Annotated in this window: 21 protein-coding genes; 18 read left to right on the plus strand and 3 right to left on the minus strand. The window is 63.8% G+C overall.

Annotated features, from left to right (window positions below):
- Nucleotides 1-37: 37 nt before the first annotated feature.
- The 6 genes from M0D68_RS33230 (at nt 38) to M0D68_RS33255 (ending at nt 8103) form a co-directional block, all read left to right on the plus strand.
- A complete protein-coding gene (locus M0D68_RS33230) occupies nt 38-1561 on the plus strand; it encodes a carbohydrate porin (RefSeq protein ID WP_266226530.1) in 1524 nt (507 codons plus the stop codon).
- Between the two features lie 100 nt (nt 1562-1661).
- A complete protein-coding gene (locus tag M0D68_RS33235; RefSeq protein ID WP_200575109.1) occupies nt 1662-2813 on the plus strand; it encodes a hypothetical protein in 1152 nt (383 codons plus the stop codon).
- Between the two features lie 84 nt (nt 2814-2897).
- Complete coding sequence (locus M0D68_RS33240) at nt 2898-4286, plus strand: Dyp-type peroxidase (protein WP_093646370.1); 1389 nt, start codon at nt 2898-2900, stop codon at nt 4284-4286.
- 82 nt (nt 4287-4368) lie between these two features.
- A complete protein-coding gene (locus M0D68_RS33245) occupies nt 4369-5400 on the plus strand; it encodes an iron ABC transporter substrate-binding protein (protein WP_093646367.1) in 1032 nt (343 codons plus the stop codon).
- Nucleotides 5401-7005, plus strand: coding sequence for an iron ABC transporter permease (locus M0D68_RS33250; RefSeq protein ID WP_266226534.1), 1605 nt, complete (start codon nt 5401-5403; stop codon nt 7003-7005).
- Nucleotides 7006-7044: 39 nt separating this feature from the next.
- Entirely contained in the window at nt 7045-8103 is a 1059-nt protein-coding gene (locus M0D68_RS33255; RefSeq protein ID WP_266226536.1) for an ABC transporter ATP-binding protein, read from the plus strand.
- A gap of 45 nt (nt 8104-8148) precedes the next feature.
- Here the strand turns inward: M0D68_RS33255 and M0D68_RS33260 are convergent, their stop codons facing one another.
- Nucleotides 8149-9036: a LysR substrate-binding domain-containing protein gene (locus M0D68_RS33260; protein ID WP_211707556.1), complete on the minus strand. Its 888-nt coding sequence runs from the start codon at nt 9034-9036 to the stop codon at nt 8149-8151.
- A 114-nt stretch (nt 9037-9150) separates the two neighbouring features.
- On the opposite strand from M0D68_RS33260, the gene M0D68_RS33265 reads away from it, so the two are divergent.
- Together M0D68_RS33265 and M0D68_RS33270 are read left to right on the plus strand one after the other, a co-directional pair.
- Nucleotides 9151-10071, plus strand: coding sequence for a DMT family transporter (locus M0D68_RS33265; protein ID WP_093646358.1), 921 nt, complete (start codon nt 9151-9153; stop codon nt 10069-10071).
- Between the two features lie 502 nt (nt 10072-10573).
- Nucleotides 10574-12712, plus strand: a complete 2139-nt coding sequence (locus tag M0D68_RS33270; RefSeq protein ID WP_266226537.1) for a TonB-dependent siderophore receptor — start codon at nt 10574-10576, stop codon at nt 12710-12712.
- 100 nt (nt 12713-12812) lie between these two features.
- Here the strand turns inward: M0D68_RS33270 and M0D68_RS33275 are convergent, their stop codons facing one another.
- The gene (locus M0D68_RS33275) at nt 12813-14111 is read right to left on the minus strand and encodes an MFS transporter (RefSeq protein WP_200653416.1); all 1299 of its coding nucleotides are present in this window, start codon (nt 14109-14111) and stop codon (nt 12813-12815) included.
- A 188-nt stretch (nt 14112-14299) separates the two neighbouring features.
- On the opposite strand from M0D68_RS33275, the gene M0D68_RS33280 reads away from it, so the two are divergent.
- From M0D68_RS33280 to mdcH, 8 genes are read left to right on the plus strand one after another with little or no spacing between them, the layout of a single operon-like run.
- Complete coding sequence (locus M0D68_RS33280; RefSeq protein WP_200620814.1) at nt 14300-15073, plus strand: GntR family transcriptional regulator; 774 nt, start codon at nt 14300-14302, stop codon at nt 15071-15073.
- A gap of 8 nt (nt 15074-15081) precedes the next feature.
- Nucleotides 15082-16752 carry a malonate decarboxylase subunit alpha gene (gene mdcA, locus M0D68_RS33285; RefSeq protein ID WP_266226540.1) on the plus strand — a complete coding sequence of 557 codons (1671 nt, stop codon included), beginning with the start codon at nt 15082-15084 and terminating at the stop codon, nt 16750-16752.
- Nucleotides 16753-16754: 2 nt separating this feature from the next.
- Nucleotides 16755-17750, plus strand: a complete 996-nt coding sequence (locus tag M0D68_RS33290; protein WP_266226542.1) for a triphosphoribosyl-dephospho-CoA synthase — start codon at nt 16755-16757, stop codon at nt 17748-17750.
- Nucleotides 17738-18052 carry a malonate decarboxylase subunit delta gene (locus M0D68_RS33295; RefSeq protein WP_200620816.1) on the plus strand — a complete coding sequence of 105 codons (315 nt, stop codon included), beginning with the start codon at nt 17738-17740 and terminating at the stop codon, nt 18050-18052. Before M0D68_RS33290 ends, M0D68_RS33295 begins: the two co-directional genes overlap by 13 nt.
- Nucleotides 18049-18933 (plus strand): biotin-independent malonate decarboxylase subunit beta, encoded by an 885-nt coding sequence (locus tag M0D68_RS33300; RefSeq protein ID WP_266226544.1) that lies wholly within the window; start codon nt 18049-18051, stop codon nt 18931-18933. Before M0D68_RS33295 ends, M0D68_RS33300 begins: the two co-directional genes overlap by 4 nt.
- Nucleotides 18930-19745: a biotin-independent malonate decarboxylase subunit gamma gene (mdcE, locus tag M0D68_RS33305; RefSeq protein ID WP_200620818.1), complete on the plus strand. Its 816-nt coding sequence runs from the start codon at nt 18930-18932 to the stop codon at nt 19743-19745. The genes M0D68_RS33300 and mdcE overlap by 4 nt, the downstream gene beginning before the upstream one ends.
- Nucleotides 19745-20437 (plus strand): malonate decarboxylase holo-ACP synthase, encoded by a 693-nt coding sequence (locus M0D68_RS33310; RefSeq protein ID WP_256457860.1) that lies wholly within the window; start codon nt 19745-19747, stop codon nt 20435-20437. Before mdcE ends, M0D68_RS33310 begins: the two co-directional genes overlap by 1 nt.
- Nucleotides 20437-21375 carry a malonate decarboxylase subunit epsilon gene (mdcH, locus tag M0D68_RS33315; protein ID WP_266226547.1) on the plus strand — a complete coding sequence of 313 codons (939 nt, stop codon included), beginning with the start codon at nt 20437-20439 and terminating at the stop codon, nt 21373-21375. The genes M0D68_RS33310 and mdcH overlap by 1 nt, the downstream gene beginning before the upstream one ends.
- Nucleotides 21376-21407: 32 nt before the next feature.
- On the opposite strand, the gene M0D68_RS33320 is transcribed toward mdcH, so the two are convergent.
- The gene (locus tag M0D68_RS33320) at nt 21408-22346 is read right to left on the minus strand and encodes a LysR family transcriptional regulator (RefSeq protein WP_266226548.1); all 939 of its coding nucleotides are present in this window, start codon (nt 22344-22346) and stop codon (nt 21408-21410) included.
- Between the two features lie 174 nt (nt 22347-22520).
- Here M0D68_RS33320 and M0D68_RS33325 point away from each other — a divergent pair, with 174 nt between their 5' ends.
- Nucleotides 22521-23300: a putative hydro-lyase gene (locus M0D68_RS33325; RefSeq protein WP_266226549.1), complete on the plus strand. Its 780-nt coding sequence runs from the start codon at nt 22521-22523 to the stop codon at nt 23298-23300.
- A gap of 76 nt (nt 23301-23376) precedes the next feature.
- Nucleotides 23377-24678, plus strand: coding sequence for an MFS transporter (locus tag M0D68_RS33330; RefSeq protein ID WP_266226551.1), 1302 nt, complete (start codon nt 23377-23379; stop codon nt 24676-24678).
- Nucleotide 24679: the final 1 nt, after the last annotated feature.

Raw genomic sequence — 24679 nt, forward strand, 5'->3', positions numbered from 1 at the left:
AGTCAGATCAGTCGATACAACACAAATAAGGATTTCGATGAAGTTCGCTCACTCCGTCGAACCCGCCGTTCAGGCGCGTTCGCTTCACGACTCCGCCATGCGCGGCAGCGCCACCCGCCGTTCGCGTTTGCCTTCCTTGCGCCGCGTCGCGCTCTGCACGGCCTTCGCGTGGGCCTCGTTGACCGCCGGCGCAGCCATGGCAGAAGCCAATCCCGATGCCGCGCCGGAAGCGCCCGAAGCCGACCTGAACATCAAGGCGACACAGACGAATCAATGGACCGGCTTCTGGAATCGCCCGACGATGCTCGGCGACATCGGCGGTCTGCGTCCCTGGCTGGGCAAATATGGTGTGACGTTCGCGCTCACGGAAACCAGCGAAGTGCTCGCCAATGTACGCGGCGGTCTCGCGCGCGGTGCGGACTACGATGGCCTGACCACGGCGACCGTTCAGATGGATACGCAAAAGGCGTTCGGTTTGCCAGGCGGCCTGTTCAACGTCAGCGCCTTGCAGATCCACGGGGCCAACCTTAGCGCCAACAAGCTCGGCACGCTGAATACGGCGAGCGGTATCGAGGCCCAGGACACCACGCGCCTGTGGGAGCTGTGGTACCAGCAGTCGTTCCTGAACAAGCGCATCGACGTCAAGGTCGGTCAGCAAAGTATCGACCAGGAATTCATCACCAGCACGAATTCGGCGCTGTTCGTGAACACGATGTTCGGCTGGCCTGCCCTGCCGTCCTACGACATGCCGTCCGGCGGTCCCGCTTATCCGCTGGCCGACCTCGGTGTGCGCGTGCGCGGACAGATCACGCCTTCGTTGACGGCGCTCGCCGGCGTATTCGACGGCGATCCGCTCGGCAACAACCCGAACAACAAGAGCGGCACCAACTTCAATCTGCACAACGGCACGCTGTTCATCGGCGAGTTGCAGTACGCGATCAACCAGCCGGCCGATGGCGAAATGGTCAGCGCGGGCGGCGGCGGGTTGCCCGGCACCTACAAGCTCGGGCTCTGGTACAACAACGGCAGCTTCGCCGATCAGCGTTTCGATAACACCGGCCTCTCGCTCGCGAACCCGGCGTCGACCGGCGTCGCGCAGAATCATCACGGCGACTATAGCTTCTACGCGGTCGCTGACCAGATGATCTGGCGCCCGGATCCGGACGAAGCGCGCAGCCTCAACGTGTTCGCGCGCGTGATGGGCGCGCCCGGCGACCGCAACCTGGTGAGTGTCGCGGCCAACCTCGGCATCGTGCTGAAGGCGCCGTTCGCCGGCCGCGACAACGACAGCGCGGGCATCGCGCTCACCTACATCAAGATCGGCAACCACGCGAATGGTCTTGATCAGGATAACCTGGCATTCAGCGGCGGCCCCTACGGCGTGCGCACCAGTGAAACCACGCTCGAAGCGACCTACCAGTATCAGGTCAACCCGTGGTGGCAACTGCAGGCCGACGCGCAATACACGTTCAATGCCGGCGCCGGCCAGAACCCGAGCGATCCGACGCAGCCGCTGCGCAACACGTTTGTCATCGGCGTGCGGACCAACATTACGTTCTGATGCCGTTCGCCATCACCACACACGCTCAAGACCCATCGAATCCCATGCTTTCGATCATGACCGCAACTACCGCTTTGTGCGCAGGCACCGAGGCTCACTCATGAACAATCCCACGCGCAAGTTTTCGCCGCGCGCCGCGCGCGCCCTGATCGCCGCCGCAGTCAGCACTGCCGCATTCGCGACAGCTGGTGTCGCGCACGCCGAGCCCCAAGGTTTCCTCGAAACCGTCAAGCATCACACCACGCTGATCAACACCGTGCCGGGGAACGGCGACCAGAATCCGTACGCGGTGGTGGTCGCTCCGGTCACGGCAGGCACCGTCAAGCAAGGCGACGTCCTGGTCGGCAACTTCAATAACTCGACCAATCTGCAGGGCACTGGCAGCACGATCATCAACTACCACCCGGACACCAAGGAAATGACGGTGTTCGCCACGGTGCCGCGCGATCTGAAGGAATGCCCGGGTGGCATCGGCCTCTCGACCGCGATGACGATGCTCAAATCGGGCTATGTAATCGTCGGCAGCACGCCGAGCAATGACGGCACCACCGGCACCAAGGGCGCCGGCTGCCTGATCGTGATCGATCCGAACGGCAAGGTTGCTTCGACCATCAGCAGCCCGAATATCAACGATCCATGGGGCAATATGGCAGTCGTCGATAACGGCACGAGTGCGACGCTGTTCGTCAGCAACGCCGGCTTCGGCGTGGGCGGTGCGAACGGCAATCCGCCGGTGTTCAAGCAGGCCACCGTGCTGCGTCTGGACCTCGACGTGCCGGCCGGCAAGCCACCCGTCGTGAAAAAGGAAACCGTGGTAGGCAGCGGTTTCGGCGCGCAGGCCGATAAGGGCGTGTTCCTCGTCGGTCCGACCGGACTCGCGCTCTCGAACGATCAGAAACTGCTGTACGTCTCCGATGCAATCGGCAACCGCATCACCGAAATCGAAGAACCGATGACGCGCGACACCAGCGCGGGCGTGGGCCGCCAACTGACCGCCGATGGTCTGCTGCACCGCCCGCTCGCAATGGTCACCGCACCGAACGGCCACCTGCTCGTCACAAACGCGCTGAACGGCCAGATCGTCGAAATCGACCCGGCCAGCGGCAAGCAGATCTACGCGCGCTGGATCGACACCGACAAGGCGCAATCGCCCCCGGGCAACGGCGATCTGTTCGGTCTCGCAATGACGCCTGAAGGCGACGGTTTCTACTACGTGCAGGACGACGTGAACACCCTGGTGCTCGCGAAGTAAAAGCAGCAAAGACGGACGCAGATCCGGCCAACGAGCCGGAACGCAACCCTGGCATCCCCACGGCCAAATGAAGGTGAAGGAACCATGGCAAACGATCACCCCCCGCGGCCCTCACGGCGCGGTTTTCTGAAGGCCGGCAGTGCCGCGGTCGCAGCGGGCGCGAGCCTCGGTGCGACCGGCGTCGCCCAGGCCGCGCTCGGTAAGACGCCGGCGCACGGTGCCGATCCGCAGACGGCGGTCGAGCCGTTCTACGGCTTGCATCAAGGCGGCATCGTCACGCCGCAGCAGAGTCACACGTACGTTGCCGCGCTCGATCTGACGACCGAGAAACGCGAAGACGTGATCGCGCTGCTGCGTGCCTGGACCGACGCCGCCGCGCGCCTGACGCAAGGCGCCACGGCCGGTCCACTGCCGACTGGCGCGGCTGCGAAAACGGCACTGGCCGACACCAAGATTGATACGCAGGTCGAAACCAAGGCTGACGCCAAGGCGAACGACACGGCCTACAGCCCGACCAACGCCAAAGCCGCGCCCGATTCCGGCGACGTGCTCGGCCTCGGCCCATGCGGCCTGACGATCACGTTCGGTTTCGGCCCAGGTCTGTTCACGAAGGACGGCAAAGACCGCTACGGTCTGGCCTCGCGCCGCCCCGCCGCGCTCGTCGATCTGCCGCGCTTCAACGGCGACCAGCTCATCGCCGAAAAAACCGGCGGCGACCTGTTTATCCAGGCCTGCGCGAACGATCAGCAGGTCGCGTTTCATGCGGTCCGGCAATTGGCGCGTCTCGCGTACGGCACCGCAGCGATGCGTTGGGGCCAATCCGGTTTCCTGTCGGGTCCGCGCGGTCAGACGCCGCGCAATCTGATGGGCTTCAAGGACGGCACCAACAATCCGTCGACCGCGAAACCGCAGTTGATGAACGAATTCGTCTGGGCCGGCGCCACCGCCGACGCACCCTGGATGGAAGGCGGCACCTACACCGTAGTACGGCGCATCCGCATCACGCTCGAACACTGGGACAACACGGAAGTCGACTTCCAGGAACAGGTGTTCGGCCGCCACAAATACAGCGGCGCGCCGATCGGCAAGAAGAATGAGTTCGACGCCGTGGACCTGAAGGAAGAGGACAAGGACGGCAATCCGGTGATTCCGGAGAACTCGCATGTGCGTCTGTCGAATCAGGCGAGCAACAACGGCGCGCAGATTCTGCGCCGCTCCTATTCGTACAACGACGGCACGAACTTCTACATCGAGCGCTGGCCGCCATGGCGTCAGGAAACCGAATACGACGCGGGGCTGATTTTCGTGGCTCACCAGAGCGACCCGCGTACCGGCTTCATTCCGATCAACGACAAGCTCGCGAAGTTCGACATGATGAACCAGTTCACGACGCACGTAGGCAGCGCGGTGTTCGCAGTGCCGCCGGGCGCGAAGCCGGGTTCTTATATCGGCGCGGGGCTGTTCGAGACGTAATGCAGGCCGCAGTAAACCGCCGGCCATGAGGCTGGCGGCGCTTCGAAGACTAACAACAACATCTCTAACGGATTTTAGGATCATGGCTCATTCCTGGTTTGGCACCCGCCTGCGCCTCGTCAGCAGCGCCGCCGCCCTCACGCTGGCAGCGCTCACAACGGTGCCGTCGACGGCCCACGCTGCATCGATCACGCTGTACAACGCGCAGCACGAACAGGTCGTCAATCTGCTCGCGAAGGACTTCGAAAAGCAGTCCGGCATTTCGGTGAAGATCCGCAACGGCGAAGGTCCGGCAATGGCCGCGCAAATCGTCGCGGAAGGCGCAGCGACGCCTGCCGACGTGTATTTCACGGAAAATTCGCCTGAGCTGATGCTGCTCGAAGAGAAAGGCCTGCTGAACAAGGTGGACGGCTCGACGCTCGCCACCGTGCCGGCGCGCTTCAACTCGCCGACCGGCGCATGGGTGGGCGTGACCGCGCGCGAAAGCGTGCTGGCCTACAACACGACGAAGGTGCAGGCATCGCAACTGCCGCAATCGCTGTTTGACCTGGCCAAGCCTGAATGGAAAGGCAAGGTCGGCATTGCACCGAGCGACAGTGACTTCCTGCCGCTGGTGAGCGCCGTGCTCGCGTTGAAGGGCGAAGCGCAAACCGTCGCATGGCTGAAGGGTCTGAAAGCCAACTCGCAGATTTTCGACGACGACGAAGGCGTGGTGGCAGCCGTCAATCGCGGCGGCGTCGCGACCGGCATCATCAATAACTACTACTGGGCGCGTCTGCACGCCGAACTCGGCGATGCGAAAACCCGCAGCGCGATCTATCACTTCGGCAACGGCGACGCCGGCGCGATGGTGAACGTGTCGGGCGCAGCGGTGCTGAAGTCGGCCCACAACACGGACGGCGCGCAGAAGTTTCTGGCCTATCTGGTCAGCGAACGCGCGCAGGACTTGATGGCGAAGAGCCACGTCATGTTCGAGTATCCGCTGCACGCAGGCGTTGCACCAGACCCGATCCTCAAGCCCTTCACTGAACTGAGCCCGCCGGCGCTGACGATCCAGCAACTCGGCGACGACAGCCAGGCAGGCAAACTGCTGCGCCAGGCAGGCTTGCTGTAAATGAGCGATGCCGTGTCAGCCGGACCTCCGGCTGTAACCCCCGCCCCGGCGCGCGCCCGTTCGCGCGCGCCGCGCGGTTTGTTCGCGGCAGCAGCACTCAGCGCTTTGCTGGTGTTGCTGCCGATTGCGTTTACCTTCTGGCGTGCGGCGAGCTTCGGCATCGGTGAGGCGGTCGATCTGATCTTCCGGCCGCTGGTCGGCGAACTGCTGGTCAACACGCTGCTGATCACCGTATCCGCTACGCTCGTCTGCGCTGTCGTCGGCACGGCGGCCGCCTGGTTTGTCGAACGCACGCATTTGCCGGGGCGTCGCGTCTGGGCCGTGCTCGCCGCTGCACCGCTCGCGATGCCGGCCTTTATCTCGAGCTATGCCTGGGTGTCGCTGAGCCTGGATTTGCAGGACTTCAATGGCGCGTTGCTGGTGCTGAGCTCCGCGTATTTCCCGCTCGTCTATCTTCCCGTCGCTGCGGCGTTGCGCAGCATGGACCCGGCGCTCGAAGAAAGCGCGCGCGCGCTCGGCTGCAATCGCTGGACCACGTTTATTCGCGTCGTGCTGCCGCAACTGCGCCCTGCGCTGCTCGGCGGCATGCTGCTGGTGGCGCTCGGTGTGCTATCCGAATTCGGCGCGTTTACGCTGCTGCGCTTTCGCACCTTTACCACGCAGATCTACGCGGAATACCGCACCAGTTTCGATGGCGGCGGCGCTTCGCTGCTCGCGTGTCTGCTGATCGTGATCTGCCTCGTCGTGCTGGCGTTCGAGTTTCGGGTACGCGGCGCGGCGCGTTATGAACGCGTCGATCGCGGCACACGTCGCGCGGTGTTGCGCTACGACCTTGGCGCATGGCGCTGGGTTGTCGTCGCCGGTTTTGCCGCGCTGGCGATCGCAACGCTCGGTGTGCCGCTCGGCATGATCGGCTTCTGGCTTACGCAACCGGGCGCGGCCGCCGTCACACCGGCCGACGTCTCGCCCGAACTTCTGTTCAACGCGACGATCTCGTCGCTCGGTTTCGGGCTCGCCGCCGCATTGCTGACCACGCTGCTAGTCGTGCCGCTCGCGTTTCTGCTGGTGCGCTATCCGACGCGTTTCGCGACGCTGTTCGAACGCACCGTGTTTCTGGCGCAAGGCATACCGGGGCTGGTGATCGCGCTGGCCATCGTGTCGCTCGCGGTGCACGCGCTGCAGCCGCTTTATCAAAGCGCGACGCTGCTGGTGATTGCCTACGCGATGCTCTTCATGCCCGTGGCGCTGGTGAGCGTGCGCGCCGCCTTCATGCAGGCGCAGCCGCGCCTTGAAGAGACTGCGCGCGCTCTCGGCCTGACCTGGTCGCAGACCCTGTTCCGCGTGGTGTTGCCGCTCGCGGGCCCTGGGCTCGGCGCGGCCGCGGCGATGGTGTTCATCTCGGTCGTCACCGAGTTGAATGCGACGCTGCTGCTCTCTCCCATCGACACGCAAACTCTCGCGACCCAGGTGTGGGCCGACACGTCGACAATGGCTTTCGCCGCCGCCGCGCCCTATGCGGCGTTGCTCACCGGCATTTCGCTGTTCGCCTCCGGCCTCCTGTTCGCATTGCTCGGCAAATCGGCATTACTCGGCGAGCGCAGCTGAACGCCGCGCGCCCTCGCCCGCTTTTTCCATCGGATTTTCATGAGCGAACTTCGTATCCGCGGCCTGCAAAAATCGTTCGACGGCCATCCGGTGCTGCACGGCATCGATCTCTCCGTCGAGCGCGGCACGCTGCTCGCGCTGCTCGGACCGTCCGGCAGCGGCAAAACCACCTTGCTGCGTCTGTTGTGCGGCTTCGAACGCGCGGATAGCGGCAGCGTCGAAATCGACGGCCGCCGCGTGGCCGGCGACAACCTGCATGTGCCTTCAGAGCAGCGCCGCATCGGCTACGTGCCGCAGGAAGGCGCGCTGTTTCCGCATCTGTCCGTGGCGGACAACATCGTGTTCGGCTTGCCACGGACGCAGCGGCGCGCACGTCATCGTGTGGCTGAATTGCTGGAGCTGGTCGGCTTGCCGGCGAACTTCGGCACGCGTGCGCCGCAGCAATTGTCGGGCGGTCAGCAGCAGCGTGTGGCGTTGGCTCGCGCGCTCGCGCCGTCGCCGACCCTGGTGATGCTCGACGAACCTTTCTCCTCGCTCGACGCCGCCTTGCGACTCGAAACGCGGCAAGCGGTGGCCAGCGCCCTGGCCGCGGCGGGCGCAACTGCTGTTCTTGTCACGCACGATCAATCGGAAGCGTTGTCGCTCGGGCATGAGGTCGCGGTGCTGTGGAACGGCCGGCTGATCCAGACAGCGACGCCGGAAACGCTGTACCGCCGGCCAGTGACGCGTGAACTCGCTTCGTTCGTCGGCGAAGCAGTGTTGTTGCCTGGCGTGGTCAAGCAGGATCGCGTCGACTGCGAGCTCGGTGACTTGCCGCTGTGCGCGCCGATGGGCAATGGCCCGGTCGATGTGATGGTGCGGCCTGAACAGATCCGTCTGCTGCGCGCTGAAGAAACGATGCCGAATGGCGTGGCGTCTTATGACGCCATCGTGCAGGAAGTGATTTTTCAGGGGCAGGACGCGGGCGTCGCGCTGCAATTACAGTCCGGCGCACGGACCGTGGTGCGCGCTCGCGTGCCGGGTTATCTGTCGCCGCGGCCGGGCGAACACGTGCGGCTCGCTGTGGATGGCGAGGTGACCGCTTATCCGCGGGGCTGAGCGGCGCGCTTTCAAACTACCGCGCGCCAGGCGAGCCGGTAGAGACTACGCGGACGCCGCCGCTCCGCGCCCCTGCGGGCGCAGCGACAAATCCTGCACCATCTGCGCGGCCAGATAATCGCACGTCGGCCGATCCGATTTGGCGCTGCGCGCTACCACGATTTCCACCGGTGCGATCTTCGGCAAGCCTTGCGCTTCGCCGAGAATCGCCAGCCGCGACGGCACGCTGCAACGCGTGAGTGCGACCACCGAAAGCCCTGCGTCCACCGTAGCCACCAAGCCCATCAGACTCGCGCTGCTAAACGCAGCCCGATAGCGAATACGTGCGCCGTCCAGCGCAGCCAGCGTATGCTGCCGCGCGATACAACCCGGCTCGTAAAGCCCAACGGGCAAAGGTGATGCCGCCAGCACCGGCGTATCCACCGACGCCCCCACCCACACCATCGGCTCGCTGCGCACGAATTCGCCCCGCAATTTGCGGTCACGCGTGACGAAGGCGAGATCGATCTTGTTATCCGCCAGCATCGGCGCGAGCGACGTGCTTTGCGCGCAGACGATCTCGATCTCAACGTGCGGATACAGATTCGAAAAGCGCCGCAGCACCGGCGACAGCAGCGACGACGCGTAGTCGTCCGGTGCGCCCAGCACCACGCGCCCGGTCACCTCGGGCCGCACGATCGCCGACCACGCCTCCTCATGCAGCGCCAGCACGCGCCGCGCGTATTCGAGCAGCGTATTGCCGGGCCGCGTCAGTGAGAGATTGCGCGTATTGCGGGCGAACAGCGTGGTGCCGAGCATGGTTTCGAGCCGCTTGATCTGCATGCTGACCGCGGCCTGCGAGCGATGCACGGTCGTCGAAGCCTTCGTGAAACTGCCCGTTTCCACCACCGCGACGAAGGTGCGCAGCAAATCGACGTCGAATTCGGGGTGCATGATTTATCAATCCAGCTTATGGAATTTCTCAATTTAATTCGTTTGTCCGTGCCGCGCAAGGCGCGCAATACTTGTGACTCCACCTTATGTGACCCACTTCCGGAGCCGCTTCGCATGTCCCTCACCCAACGTCAACAAGGCGCCATTACGCTGGCCAGCGGCGGGCTTTTGATGGGCACGCTCGGTATCTTTGTCGAAGAAGCGCGGCTCGGCGCGCTGACGCTGGTGTTCTTTCGCTGTCTGTTCGGTTTCCTTTCGCTCGCGGCGTATTGCGCGTGGAAAGGCTTCTTCACACGCGCGCATTTCACGCGGCGCACCGTCGCGCTTGCGCTGTTCTCCGGCGTGTTGATGGTCACGCAGTGGGTCGGTTTCTTCGATGCGATTCATCGCACCAGCATTGCGGTGGCGACCGTGGTGTTTCATGTGCAGCCGTTCTGGGTCGTGCTAATGGGCGCGGCGCTGTTCAACGAGCGCCTTGGCGTCGACCGGCTCGGCTGGATCGCAACCGCGTTCGTCGGGCTTGTTCTGGCCTCGGGCGTCGCGGCCACCGCGAATCTGCAGGGGCATACGAGCTATCTGATCGGTATCGGCGAAGCATTGGCAGGCTCGGTGCTGTATGCAGGCGTCACGCTGATCGCCAAAGGACTCGGCAATTTGCGGCCGCATCTGCTGACGCTCGCGCAATGCGCGGTCGGCGTGGTGTGCCTGCCGTTTATTGCGCCGCTTACCGCCGTGCATATCGGGCCGATGCAGTGGTTCTGGCTGATCGGCATGGGCGTGCTGCATACGGGCTTGTCATACGTGCTGATCTACGGCGCGCTGCCGAAACTGACCACGCCGATCATCGCCGTGCTGCTGTTCGTCTATCCGCTGACGGCGATCGTGGTCGATGCGGTTGTATATGGGCGGGCGCTGTCGCTGGCGCAACTCGCGGGCATGGCATTGATCGTCATCGCGAGTCTCGGTGTGAATCTCGGCTGGCCGCTGCTTTCGATGTTGCGCCCCGGCGCACGTGCGCGGCGTCACGCCGATTGAGCTTTAGGCAGTGGGCCGGCGGCGCCAGACGGGTTGCATGCCGGCTGCCCGCTGCTGCCCGTCTCCTGGCGACAGCGCGCGTTCCCGGCGGTTGCTTTCGTTTCGTCGAGAAAATCCCTGCAAAAAACCCCACATTTTCCATTCATCCCGCACAGTCGAGAATCGTTCTCGTTTATACTTTCCAAATATTACAAGCCGGGCACTGACCCGGCTTCCGCTGCACCCCCCATCCCCACATCGACATGCCATTCCGAGGCAGCCGATGTCACGCCAGCGCATCTCGCGTTGACACCCGGCGCCCCGGCCGTTTCGATTTTCGAATTCATTCAACAGCAACAGGGGAAATCACCACTTCGTCTCGCCTGACTGACCACACGGGCTTTGCCTCGCCGTGCGCGCCTGCTTGCGCCTCGTTTTGCGCCCGCCTCGCGTTTTTGTAGCACCGCTTCCGCTGTACTCCAAAACCAAAAACACCACCGATCCATACTCGAAGAACGTCGCCATGAACGTCAAAAAGAATACTTACCGAGCGCTGCTGCTCGCCACCTCTCTTGCCAGCGCCAAACCTTTGCTGGCGCAGGAAGCTACAGCCGCTGCCGGCTCGGCCGACAGCACGCTGCCCGCCATCGCCGTCAAGGCCGCGGCCGACCGCTCGTACGATTCGAGCACCTCGAACACCGCGACGAAGATGAACATGTCGCTGATGGACGTGCCGCAGACGGTCAACGTCGTGCCGCGCGCGCTGCTCGACGAACAGAACGCGACCTCGCTGCAGGACGCGTTGCGCAATGTGCCGGGCATCGGCTTTTCGGTCGGCGATGGTCAGCGCGACCAGATCACCCTGCGCGGTTTCAACAACATCACCGATCAATACGTCGACGGCATTCGTGACGACGCGCTCTACTATCGCGATCTATCGAACGTCGAACGCGTCGACGTGCTGAAGGGGCCCGCGGCCGTGCTCTATGGACGCGGCTCGGCCGGCGGCCTGATCAACCGCGTACTGAAGAAGCCGACGGCGAATCCACAGCAAGCTGTGGGCGTGACGCTCGGCACCGAAGGCGAACGGCGCGGCGAATTCGATCTCGGCTGGAATGCGAACGACGCCGCGCGTTTTCGCATCACCGGCGCTGCCGAAAACTCGAACAGCTTTCGCGACCAGTTCCAGTTGAATCGCCAGGCCGTGGCGCCGTCCGCGCAATTCCGCATCGATAAGGACACCATCCTCAATATCGAAGCCGATTATCTGCACGACCGCCGTACCTCGGACCAAGGCCTGCCCGCCTATCTCGGGCGGCCGGTCAACGTGCCGATCAACACGTACTACGGGTCGGCCGACGCCGCGAACACGTCTTATAACGATGTCGATGCGAAGAGCGCGACTGTGTCGCTCGATCACCGCTTCAACGATTCGCTATCGCTGCACACTGCGGTGCGCGCGTATGACTTCTCGCTCGAACGCAAAAACTACGTGACGTATGAGCCGATCAAGACGGCGACGAATCCGGTCGTCACGCTCGATCAAAGCACCCGCTTCCGCCAGGATCACGGCGTGGACGGCCTGTTCGAACTCACGCAGAAAACGACGCTGTTCGGCATGAAGCACGAACTGCTGTACGGCGTCGAGCTGTCGCAACAGCAGAAATTCGACACCATCTACTCGACCAACAAGGTCGCAACGTACAACCTGTACGATCCGCAACTCATCGATTTGCCGGGTGTGAAGCCGGGCACGGCGGCGAAGACGAATGCATCGACCGTGCTGGGACTTGCCGGCGTCTACGCGCAGGACCTGATCTCGCTGACCGAGCACTGGAAGATTCTTGCTGGCCTGCGCTTCGACTATCTGACGCAGACCCGCAACGACTACACCTCGGCGCACGTGAATCTGGACCGCACCGATCGCGCGTGGAGTCCGCGTATCGGCCTGATTTACGAACCGCTCGACTGGGTGTCGCTGTACGCGTCGTATAGCCAGTCGTTCTCGCCGCTCGCCGATACGCTGATCAGCAGCGGCGCGTTTGCCAACGGTTCGGCGCTGGCGCCGCAAAAGACCACCAGCTTCGAAATCGGCTCGAAGTTCGATCTGGGCCGCGCGAGCGCGAGTGTCGCGCTGTTCGACATGAAGCAGACCAATCAGCAGATCGCCGATCCGTCCAACCCGACTTACGCACTGCCGATCGGCACGCAGCACGTGCGTGGGCTGGAACTGTCGACGACGGGTGAAATCGCGCCCAAGTGGTCCGTGTATGCGGGGTATGCGTACCTGAACGGAAACGTCGACGGTTCGCCGCAAGCGAGTTCAGCCGGACTGGTACTGCACAACAACACGCCGGGTCTGATGCCGCGTCATAGCGCAAGCGTGTGGATCAAGCGCGATCTGAAGTACGGGTTCTACGCGGCCGGCGGTGCGCAGTTCCAATCGGCACGCTATACCTCTGCGAGCGACGCGGTCACGTTGCCTTCTTTCGTGACGTTCGATCTCGGCGCGGGGTATCACGGCAAGAACGTGGACGTGGCATTGACGCTGGATAATCTGTTCGACCGCAAGTACTTCATCGCGGCGCACGGCAACGCGGATATGTACAACATGCCGGGAGCGCCGCGTACGCTGACGGTATCGGCAAGATGGCATATGTGAGGGGCGTAATGCGTGGCGTGTGCTGCACGCGTTGATGCGTTAAACGAAAAACCGGGCATTGCGCCCGGTTTTTCGTTTCAGTCGTCGTAGTGAAAACAGCTCACTGCGGCAACACTTCCCCCTTCGTCTCCGGCGCAAACGGAATCACGAACAGTCCCACGATAAACGCCAGCGCCGTGAGCGCCACCGGCACGCCCAGCGTATGCATATGCAGCACCGCCGCACCCAGCAGAAAGTTCACACCGGCCCCAACAAACCGTCCGAACGACGTGCAGAACGCAAACGCCGTGGCCCGTACGCGGGTCTCGAACTGCTCCGGCAGCCACAAGCTGAACAGCGCGAAATTGCCACCGAAGAAACCCAGCACGCAGAGCCACGCAATAAATGGCGCAAGCCCATTCGGCAGATAAAACGCCCAGCCGAAACTGCCGGCAATCGCCACGGCCATGCCGAGAAAGTAAATCGCCAGCGTCTTCTTGCGGCCGATCCGCTCAGCCAGCGGCGGCAACGCGAGACAGCCGAGAATCGTCGAAATCGACAGCAAGCCGGTTGCCAGCGACGCCGTCCGGATCGCATCGTTCTTCGCCATACCGGCTTTCGTCGCCAACTGGATCACAGCCGACGGTTCGTAAACCGCGCCGGCCCACAAACCGATAATCGCGATCGTCAGCAGAATGCACGCAACCCACGTGCGGCGCCGATAGGTCGGCCCGAGAATTTCGCGCAGCGGTTTGGCGCGCGCGGCACTCGCGTCCGCCTTTTCCCACTTCTCCGATTCCTTCACGCGCAGCAGCACCAGAATCGCGACCACCACCGGCACCGCGCCGGTCAGGAACATTGCGCGCCAGCCGTAGTGCACGCCGATCGTGTAGTTGAGCGCGGCCGCCAGAAAGAACCCAGCGTAATAGCCCGTTTGCAGATACCCGGCGCCCATCTTGCGGCGATCTTCCGGCCATGACTCGGCCACATAAGTCCCCGCCAGCGCCCACTCGCCGCCAATGCCGACCCCGGCAATGAAGCGATAGATGGCGAGCTCCCACACGTTGTGCGAGGTGGCGGCAAGTCCCGTGAAAATGGCGAACGTGAAAATGGTGCCCGCCAGTACCTTGGTGCGGCCGAAGCGATCCGCCAGCGGTCCCCAGATGAACGACAGCCCCCAGCCCACCAGAAACAGCGCGAACAGAATCGAACCGGCGAGGCCCACATTCGCCGGCGTCGCGGCATACCCGGAGCGCGGCAACAATTCAGTCAACGCCGGCGTCAAAACGAGCGCGTAGATGAACGAGTCCATCCCGTCGAGCGTCCAGCCGGCCCATGCTCCCCAAAATCCTGCGATCTGCGAACGATTGAGCGGCGTGCGGCGCCGAACGACCGGCGTGCGGTCGGTTAGTGAATTCATCATGCTCCTCCGGCCCTGCGGTTGTCATACGTGGCTTACATAAAGGGAACAACGATATGGCGCGCTTGCTAGCGGATCGATGTGCCTCGTATAACGGTGAGAGGACATCGCAGGCCGCCGGGCAGTGAAAAATTTTCCGGGTTTGCCCGCCTGTTAAGTGCGCAATTTCATATATAATATTCAATATCATGAGCGACGCAATAGATGGTTTTCCCCTGGATGCCCCGGCGCGCAGCCCGCTTTTACCCGCGGCGGCGCCCCGTGAGAGCACGTCCCGTGTGATCGCGGAGGCCCTGCGCGCGGCGATTGTCGACGGCACGCTGGCGCCTGGCGCACCGCTGCGGCAGGACGCGATCGCGCGGCATTTCTCAGTCAGCGCAATTCCCGTGCGCGAGGCCTTGCGCCAGCTCGAAAGCGAAGGCTGGGCGAGAGCCGCCGTGCATAAAGGCGCGACCGTCGCGCCGTTGTCGGCGGACGAAGCGCGCGAAATCTATGAGATTCGCTCCGCGCTGGAGAGCCTCGCCATCGGCCTCGCGATTCCGAAGCACACCGCCGCCACGCTGCGCGAATCCGCCGCCCTCTGCCGTGCCGCCGAACGCGAGTCGGACCCGTCGTTGTACGTCGGGCGCAATGAGGCGTTTCATATGAGCCTGTATGCGCCCGCTGCCCGTCCGCAACTTGAGGACATGATCGGCACGCTGCATCGGCGCGGCGAACGGTATCTGCGCCTGAAGTTCGGTTTGCCGTCGTACAAGGGCGAGTCGGACAACGAACACACCGCCTTGCTCGAGGCCGTAGAACGTCGTGATATTCCCGCTGCACAGTCGCTGGTTGTCGCGCATCTGCTCGGCACCGGCGACCTGCTCCATCGTTTCCTGACCGACCGCGCGCAGGCGGAAGCCGCGCTTGCGAATCAACCCAAGCCGCGCACCAGACGCACGCGCACCACCACCGGGAGCTGAATCCGCCGATGAACCGATCCGCCGAAGCCACCGAAGCTTCCACCACCGCACGCTCCTGGACCACGCGCCGCGACGAAAAGAACCGTCGCCTCGCGGCCATCGCACCGTGGCTGGAAGACGGCGTCCTGCCGACCAACCGTATCGTCGACGCCCTCGAAACACTGATTCAGCCGGGCGACCGCGTCGCCCTCGAAGGCGACAACCAGAAACAGGCCGACTTCCTGTCGCGCGCGCTCGCCAAGGTGGATCCGCAAAAAATCCACGACGTGCATCTGCTGATATCGAGCATCGGCCGTCCTGAACATCTGACGCTGTTCGAGCGCGGCATCGCGCACAAGGTCGATTTCTCGTTTGCGGGGCCGCAAAGTTTGCGCGTCGCGCAACTGCTCGAAGACGGACAACTCGAAATCGGCTCGATCTACACGTACGTCGAGTTGTACGCGCGGATGTTCGTCGATCTCACGCCGCACGTCGCGCTGCTGTGCGCGGAAAAGGCCGACCGTCACGGCAATCTGTACACCGGTCCGAACACCGAGGACACGCCGACCATCGCCGAAGCCGCCGCGTTCCGGCACGGCATCGTGATCGTGCAGGTCAACGAGATCGTCGATGAACTGCCGCGTGTCGATATTCCGGGTTCGTGGGTCGACGTGGTCGTAGAGGCAGACAGGCCCTTCGCCGTCGAGCCGCTCTTCACACGCGATCCGCGCCATATCGGTGACCTGCAGGTGCTCACCGCGATGATGGTGATTCGCGGCATCTACGAGCCGTACGGCGTGACATCGCTGAATCACGGCATCGGCTTCGATACGGCAGCGATCGAATTGCTCCTGCCCACCTACGGCGAATCGCTCGGTCTGAAAGGCAAGATCTGCCGCAACTGGACGCTCAATCCGCACCCCACCATGATCCCCGCGATCGAATCCGGTTGGGTCGACAGCATCCATTGTTTCGGCAGTGAGGTCGGCATGGAGGCGTACATTGAAGCGCGCCCTGACATCTTTTTCACCGGCAACGACGGCAGCCTGCGCTCGAACCGTGTGCTGTGCCAACTGGCCGGTCAATACGGCGTCGATCTGTTTATCGGCTCGACTTTGCAGATCGACGCGGACGCCAATTCGTCGACGGTCACGCGTGGGCGTCTCGCCGGTTTCGGCGGCGCACCGAATATGGGCCACGATCCGCGCGGCCGGCGTCATTCGAGCGAAGCATGGCTCAAGCTGCTGAAGGATCAGGGTCCGGTGTCGCGTGGACAGAAGCTGGTCGTGCAGATGGCCGAAACCTACAAGAAAGGCGGCGAGCCGACTTTCGTCGATGAACTCGATGCGGTCGCGGTCGGCGCGAAGAGCGGCATGCCGATCGCGCCCGTAATGATCTATGGCGACGACGTGAGCCACGTCGTTACCGAGGAAGGCATCGCGCATCTGCACAAAGCCGAAGGGATCGACGAGCGGCGAGCGGCGTTGGCCGCAGTAGCCGGTGTCACGCCGATCGGGCTGCGCGCGAAGCCGGAGAAAACGGCCGAATTGCGCCGACGTGGCATCGTCGCGTATCCGGAAGATCTCGGCATTCGACGCGGTGAAGCGAAGCGCTCGTTGCTGGCCGCACGCAGCATCGACGATCTGGTGACGTGGTCGGGTGGCCTGTACGAGCCACCGGCCCGCTTCAGGAGCTGGTAACGATGGCGCCCGCTGTTTTGCTCGAGTGCGAGGCCGACGCCATGCCGGAGGCGAAGGCGGAACTCGCGTCCCGTGCTGCCGTGCTGACTGAGAGAAGTACAGGGACGGTAGAAAGGCCGGCGCTTAGGGTACGGGCAGCACCATCCGATGTGCAGCTCGCGCGCTTCGCGGTGTCCGCACTCATCGAAGAAGCACAGCTCACGCCGAAACCCGCGCTGGTCGACCGGCGCGGCAGCGGTGCGCATCGCGACCTCGATCTCGCCACCATGCTGCGCTCGGCACGCGCGCTTGAACCGACCTTCGCAGCACTCGCACGCACAGCGCGCCGCCGCGCTGAACCTTCCGCGCTATTGCGTGCGGAACTCGCGCAAATCGGCCGCGCCGGCGAGCAGGACATGCTGCACGCCACCGGCGGCAGTAACGCACATCGCGGTGCAATCTGGATCGTCGGCCTGCTGGTGGCCGGTGCTTCGATGTCAGGCAGCGCCACGCGTCTGAACGCTTCGTACGTCTGCATGCTCGCCGCACAAACTGCCTGTTTCCCCGATCGTTTCGCCGCCCCCGCCGATAGTCACGGCGAGCGTGCGCGGCAGCGCTACCAGGTCGGCGGAGCACGCCGTGAAGCACAAGACGGTTTCCCGCATGTCATCGAGATCGGCTTACCCGCTTTACTCGCAGCGCGAACCCAAGGCGTCGACGAAAACGCCGCGCGTATCGACGCCCTGCTCTCGATCATGGTGTCGCTCGACGACACCTGTCTGCTGCATCGCGCGGGTTTGCCCGGTTTGCACGCCGCGCAACACGGCGCGCGCCGCGTGCTGCAAGCCGGCGGCAGCTCGACGCCGGATGGGCACACCGCCCTCGTGGCACTCGAACACGCTTTGCTGTCACTCAATGCATCCCCAGGCGGCGCAGCCGATCTGCTCGCCGCCACCCTCTTTCTCGATATGCTGGCGCATCACGACGCCGGCGGGAGCTCAGCCTCATGGAACATCTGACCTTCGACTATCCGGCGCAACGCGCCGTCACGACCCGCGCGCACGTCGGCGTGGTCGGTTCGGGCGATCTGGAAGTGTTGCTGTCGCCGTCAGAAAAAAGCGCTGCCCTGAGCGCGCATGTGGTCGTGCGGACCAGCGTCGACGGCTACGGCCACATCTGGAAGAGCGTGCTCGACCGCTTCTTCACGCGCTACGACGGCGCAGCGCAAATCGAAATCAACGACTTCGGTGCGACACCGGGCGTCGTCGCGCTGCGGCTCGCGGAGGCCATTGAAGCGGCGGAACAGGGAGACGCCGCATGACTACTGTCGCCACCGCCCACCCCGCGCCGATGCTGCGCGAAAGCTTTATCGAACTGCCCGCCCGCGAACGCGCCCGCTCGCTGCTCGACGCCGGCACGTTCCGCGAACTGCTCGGACCGTTCGACAAGATCGAATCGCCGTGGCTGCCGCTGCAAGGTGTCGTCTGCCAGGCGGATGACGGCTGTGTGATCGCACGCGGCACCATCGATGGCGAGCCGGCCGTGGTCGCCGCGATCGAGTCTGCGTTCCAGGGCGGCAGCATCGGCGAAGTGTCGGGCAGCAAGATCGCCGCCGCGCTCGACATGGCCTTGCGCGACTGCGAACGCGGCAAGATCGTCCGCCCTGTCGTGCTGTTCGAAACCGGCGGCGTGCGGTTGCAGGAAGCTAACCTCGGCCTCGCTGTGATTGCCGAGATTCAGGCCGCGATCGTCGCGTTGCGCCGGCATGTGCCGGTGGTCGGCGTAATCGCGGGGATGGTCGGCTGCTTTGGTGGTATGTCGCTCGCGGCGGCCTTGTGCTCGTATCTCGTCGTGACGAAGCAGGGACGGCTCGGCATGAACGGCCCCGAAGTGATCGAACAGGAAGCCGGTATCGAAGAACTCGACGCGAGCGATCGGCGCCGCGTGTGGCAGTTGATTGGCGGCGAACAACGGGATGCGACCGCGCTCGCCGATCAACTGGTCGACGACGATGCCGACGCGGTGCGCGCCGCCGTGCGCTCAGCATTCATTCAAGGGCTGCCGGCTGCACATCGCAGCGAACAGGTCGACGTCTTTCTCAACCGTCTCGCGCGAATCGACCCGGCCAGCGTGACGCCGGAAACGATGCGTGACGTGTACAACCCACATGCGCAGAACAACGCGCGCAAGGAGCAGGCATGAGCGATGCCACCCTCAGCCGCGGCGCGCGCTGGTTCCATGCACTTGCCGGTGAAACGTCCGGTAAAGCGCCTGTATGGAGCGGCGACGCGTCGCTCGGCGGCGAGACCGCGCACTTCATTGCGGTCGTCCCCGACCCCGACAATCGCTTTCCGCGTGCGACCGATAACGTCGTCGGTCTCGAACAAGGCTGGCTGCTCGCACGCGCTGTACGCGAGGTCATCGCGCAGGACAAAGTGAGCGGTACGCGCCGCCCGATCGTCGCGATCGTCGATGTGAAAAGCCAGGCGTACGGTTACCGCGAAGAGATGCTCGGCGTTCACCTCGCCTGCGCCGCCGCGGTCGATGCATATGCATCGGCGCGCGATGCCGGGCATCCCGTGATCGCGCTGATCGTTGGGCCGGCTATGTCGGGCGCGTTCCTCGCGCACGGCTATCAGGCCAACCGGATCGTCGCACTCGACGCGCCGGGCACGATGGTTCATGCAATGGGCAAGGAAGCGGCCGCACGCGTTACGCGGCGCACCGTCGAAGCACTCGACGCGCTCGGCGAAACCATTGTGCCGATGTCCTACTCGATGGCGTCGTTCGCCAAGCTTGGCCTGCTCGATCAGTTGATCGAAGGCATCGACGCCGACGCGCCCGATGCCGCGCAAATCGAGCGCGTGCGTCAGGTGTTGACCGAACAGATCCGCAGCGCGCGCGCTGGCGGCCGCGATCTGTCGCATCGCCTGGAATCGGCTGCGGCTCAAAAGAATCGCGCGGCGTCGATCGAAGTGCGGCGGCGTCTCGCCGAACAATGGGATGCCGTGTAATGCAGGTCTGCGCAGCGCCGCCGTTTGCAGCCGATCACGCGCTGTCGTTCGACGCGCGCTGGCAGCCGCATGATCTGCTGCGCTTGCACCGCTTGCCACAGTTTGACGGCGAGCCGGCATGGGTTCGTCGGGCTTTCGAGCGCGCGCCGTATGCGGTTGTGCGACGCGCACTGGCCGCTGACGGCTTCGTGGCGATCGGCTTGCGCGGTACGGAGCGATCGCAGCGTTACGGCACGTGGGTGCACCGGGACGATATTGAAATCGCCGTGCCGCCGGAAGCGTTGGCGCGACGCAGCCCGCTTGCGTCGCGCAATGCGTTGCCGACTTTCGCGACCCTTGCTGCACTACGACGCGACACGGCCGGTGCATTGGTCGGATTCGATTGGGGCCCAACCGGCAGCGCAGGTTTTGAGCTGGCAACGCAGACTCCCACGGTCACGTTCTCGAGCGATCTCGATCTGCTGATTCGCGCGCCGGATAAACTTCCGCGTCACGCCGCCATTCAGTTGCTGGACTATCTTCAAGCGACCGCGCAACGCGCCGGCATTCGTGTGGATGTGCAACTGGAAACGCCCGCAGGCGGCGTTGCGCTGGCCGAGTGGGCAGCGGACAAGGCACGTGTAATGGCGCGCCATGCTCGCGGGCCGCAGCTGGTTAGCGATCCGTGGGCGCCCGCTCACGGCAATCCCTGATGCTGGCCCTTCTGTTTCCCGGCCAGGGCGCGCAGTCGGACGGATTTCTGCACCGCTTGCCGCAGCATCACGCCGTGACCGGCACACTCGAAGAAGCGTCTCAGGTGCTCGACATAGACGTACTCGCCCTCGACACGCCAGACGCCCTGCGCTCAACCGTAGCCGTTCAGATCGGTTTGACCGTCGCGGGCGTGGCGATCACGCGGGCACTGGCAGAGGAACAGCTCTTGCCGGAGATCAGCGCGGGTTTGTCGGTGGGCGCGTACGCGGCGGCGGTCAGTTGCGGCGCGATTCACTTTGGCGACGCGTTAAAGATGGTTCGCAAACGCGCCGAGTTGATGGAGACGGCGTACCCATCCGGCTACGGTCTCGCGGCCGTGTCGGGTTTGACCGAGCACCAACTGGAGACACTCGCCACGCAACACGCGGATGCGGGCAATCAACGTGTCTACGTTGGCAATGTCAATGCGCCACGTCAGATCGTCATGGCGGGTGCGAATAGCGCGCTGGACACCTTCATTGAACGCGCTTTGGCGGCAGGCGCACGCAAAGCCGTCCGTCTTGCGGTAAGCGTGCCGTCACATTGCGAACTGCTCGCACATGCCACGGACGAACTCGTTGCGTACGCAAAAGACGTCCCTTTCCAGACGCCACAGGCTACCTATATCGGCAATCGCGGCGGCCGCCCGCTGTACACAGCAGAGGCCATTCGCGACGATCTCGCGACCAATATGCGTCACACCGTACGCTGGTTCGATGCGCTCACCGTGATGCAGGAAATGGGCGCCCGCGTGCTGATCGAAGCGCCGCCGGGCCAGGTGTTGACGGACATTGCGCGCGATAACTTTCCGGATAGCACCGCGCTTGCCGCAAGTGCCTTTTCGTTCGACAAGCTGGTCGCCACCGCGCGTAGGCGACTCAGCATGGATGGACTTTAAGACGCGGCCATTCGGCCGACTCGAGCCCCGCCTCACCGCCTCTCAATCAACTGCCGCCCCATCGCCTTCGCATACTGATCACACGCGTTGCGTGCAACGCGTGATGCCGCCAGCACGCCGACGTCGGCGTCGTCCCGGTAGATCATCGCAACGTCGATCGGCGGCGGCAGCGGACGCACCTGCAATTGCCCCAGTTCGCCGCTGCTCAGAAAAGGCTCGACGAACAGCGCCGGCACTGCCGCAATGCCATAGCCATCGCGCAACAGCTTCACGATCACCGCCACCGACGGCATGCAGGTCACCTGTGTATCCGCAAACGGCACACCGGCTCGCTTCGCGAGCATCTCCACGATCGCCTCCACGGCGATTTGCGGCGCGGTGCCACGGCCGAACGTCAGCACGGGTTTCTGCAAGACCGTCTGCACGTGTTTCGCGCGGCTCGCCGGAATCAGATCGTTGCGCGCGATCCAGCGCACTGGATAGCTCGCCAGCAAGGTCGAAACGATCGACGCTTCCTGCTCGCCGGGTTCCTCCACCTGAATGACTAGATCCAGTTCGCCTGCGCGCAAACGGGGCCCAAGCACGGCGCTCGAGTCAACGGTCAGGTCGACGACGATGCGCTTGTACTCGACGTTCAGCATCCGGATGTAGTCCGGCAACCAGCTATGCACCACCGTTTCGATGACGCCGAGCCGCAGCCGCTTCGTCACCTGGGTTTCGTCCTGTGCGGCCAGTTGCAGCGAGCGCGTGGCCTGCACCACCGAGCGCGCATGTGCGAGCAGCCGTTCGCCATGCGCCGTGAGCTGGAACTCGGCGGCGTCGCGTTCGATCAACTCGACACCCAACTCGGCCTCAAGCGTTTTGATGCGCAGCGAAATCGCGGCGGGCGTGGCGTGCATGGCAGCGGCGGTCGCGCGAAAACTGCCTAGACGAGCGAGCGTCAGAAACGTTTCGACAAAGCGGGTATTCATTGCACTAGCTCTCCCAACAGCGACCCGAAAGACTCGATCATCGCCGCAAAGTCGCTGACGATGCTGTTAAGTTTAATTTAACGAAACACAAGAATAACTCGCTGGATGGATATTTTTGGCGTTACTAATCTGGCTCCCATCGGTCACCCGGACCTAGCTGGAGTCAAGCCGTTCATGTCCTACACGCCATCCGAGTTTCGTCAGCAGATTCGCAGCCGCCGTCTTTCCGGGCCGACTGCGGGCTACTGCGGTGACTATGCGCAAGCCAATCTCGCGATCCTGCCCAGGCAATACGCCGACGACTTCCTGCGCTTCTGCACACTCAATCCAAAAGCTTGCCCGTTGCTCGGCATCGGCGAACCCGGTGAATGGCGTGTCCCGTCGCTCGGCGCCGATCTCGACATACGCAACGACGTCCCCGCGTTTTATGTGTATCGCCACGGCGAACGTGCCGAGGAGGTGCGCAGCCTCGACGAACTGTGGCGCGACGATCTGGTGGTGTTCGCGATCGGCTGCTCGTTTTCGTTCGAAGAAATGTTGCGGCGTGAAGGTATTCCGCTGCGCCATATCGAACAGCAGGTCAACGTGCCGATGTATCGGACGCGGGAACGCAACGTGGCCGCAGGCGTATTCGGCGGCCATCGCGTGGTCTCGATGCGACCGATGAAAGCCGCCGACGCAATCCGCGCCATCCAGATCACCAGCCGCTTTCCCGCGGTACATGGCGCGCCGGTTCATATCGGCGACCCCTCGCTGATCGGCATTCGCGACATCGCGCGGCCCGATTTCGGCGACGCAGTCGAGGTGCGCAGCGACGAGTTACCGGTGTTCTGGGCCTGTGGCGTCACACCGCAAGCCGCGATAGAAAGCGCGCGTTTGCCGTTTGCAATCGCGCACAAACCGGGACACATGCTCGTCACCGACATTCCCAACACCACGCTGGCGATGCTCTAGCCGCAGCGTTATTTGAGTTGTCCCACCCCAAGCCGCGCACCAAGACGCGGCCACTGACTACGACCGGAGCCCAGCAATGAAAACCGAAGCGCAGTTGACCGCAGACACCGAGCGCTACAGTGCGCCCGGCACGGGCAAAAACCCGTTTGCGTGGTATCAACAGATTTCCGTTAGCGAGAAGCGTGCGTTCTGGAGCTGCAAGATCGGCTACGTGCTCGACGCAATGGACACGCAATTCCTGAGCTTCGTGATTCCGACGCTGATCGCGACATGGGGTATTACGCGCGGCGATGCGGGTCTCATCGGGACGGTCACGCTGCTGAGTTCCGCGCTCGGCGGCTGGGCGGCCGGTGTGCTGTCGGATCGCATCGGCCGGGTGAAGACCTTACAGATCACGATTCTCTGGTTCGCGGTTTTTACACTGGCTTGCGCGCTGGCACAGAACTTCTCGCAGTTGCTGTGGGCGCGTGGACTGATGGGGCTCGGCTTCGGCGGCGAATGGACGGCGGGCGCGGTGCTGATCGGCGAAGTGATCCGTCCGCGTGACCGCGGCAAGGCGGTGGGTCTCGTACAGGCAGGCTGGGCGATCGGCTGGGGCGTGTCGACGCTGCTGTTCATGGCCGTGTTTTCATGGGTGCCGGCCGATTACGCGTGGCGCGTGCTGTTCGCGATCGGTATTGCGCCGGCACCATTCGTGATCTGGATTCGCCGCTTCGTTGAAGAGCCGGAGGTGCATCGGCAGCAGAAAGAGGCGCAAGCCGCGGCACAAACACGTCCCTCGCTGCTCGACATCTTCCGCCGCGATATCGTCTGGACGACGCTGCGTACGTCCATTCTCGCGACCGGTGTGCAAGGCGGCTACTACGCGGTGACCACCTGGCTGCCGACGTATCTGAAGACCGAGCGGCATCTGAGCGTGATCGGCACCGGCAGCTATCTGGGCGTGGTGATCGTCGGCTCGTACTGCGGCTATCTGACGGGCGCTTACGTCAGCGACAAGATCGGCCGCAAGCGCGCGTTCATCACGTTCGCGCTGGCCTCGTGTGCGATCGCATTGATCTACACGCAACTGCCGCTCGATAACCTTACGATGCTCGTTCTCGGCTTCCCGCTTGGCTTTTGCGCGTCCGGCATTTTCTCGGGGATGGGCGCGTTCCTCACCGAGCTGTTCCCGACGCGCATTCGAGGCTCCGGCCAGGGCTTCTGCTACAACATCGGGCGGGCGGTCGGCGCGACGTTTCCGTTCCTGATCGGCTACGTCTCGCAGACCATGACGCTTGGTCACGCGATCGGCGTATTCGCCGCTGCGGCATACGGTATCGTGATCCTCGCCGCGCTGACGTTGCCGGAAACCCGCGGGCGTGAACTCAGCACCTAAG

Origin of the sequence: Paraburkholderia sp. SEWSISQ10-3 4 (genome assembly GCF_030464785.1) — a bacterium.
In the GTDB taxonomy this organism is placed as follows: Bacteria; Pseudomonadota; Gammaproteobacteria; order Burkholderiales; family Burkholderiaceae; genus Paraburkholderia; species Paraburkholderia aspalathi.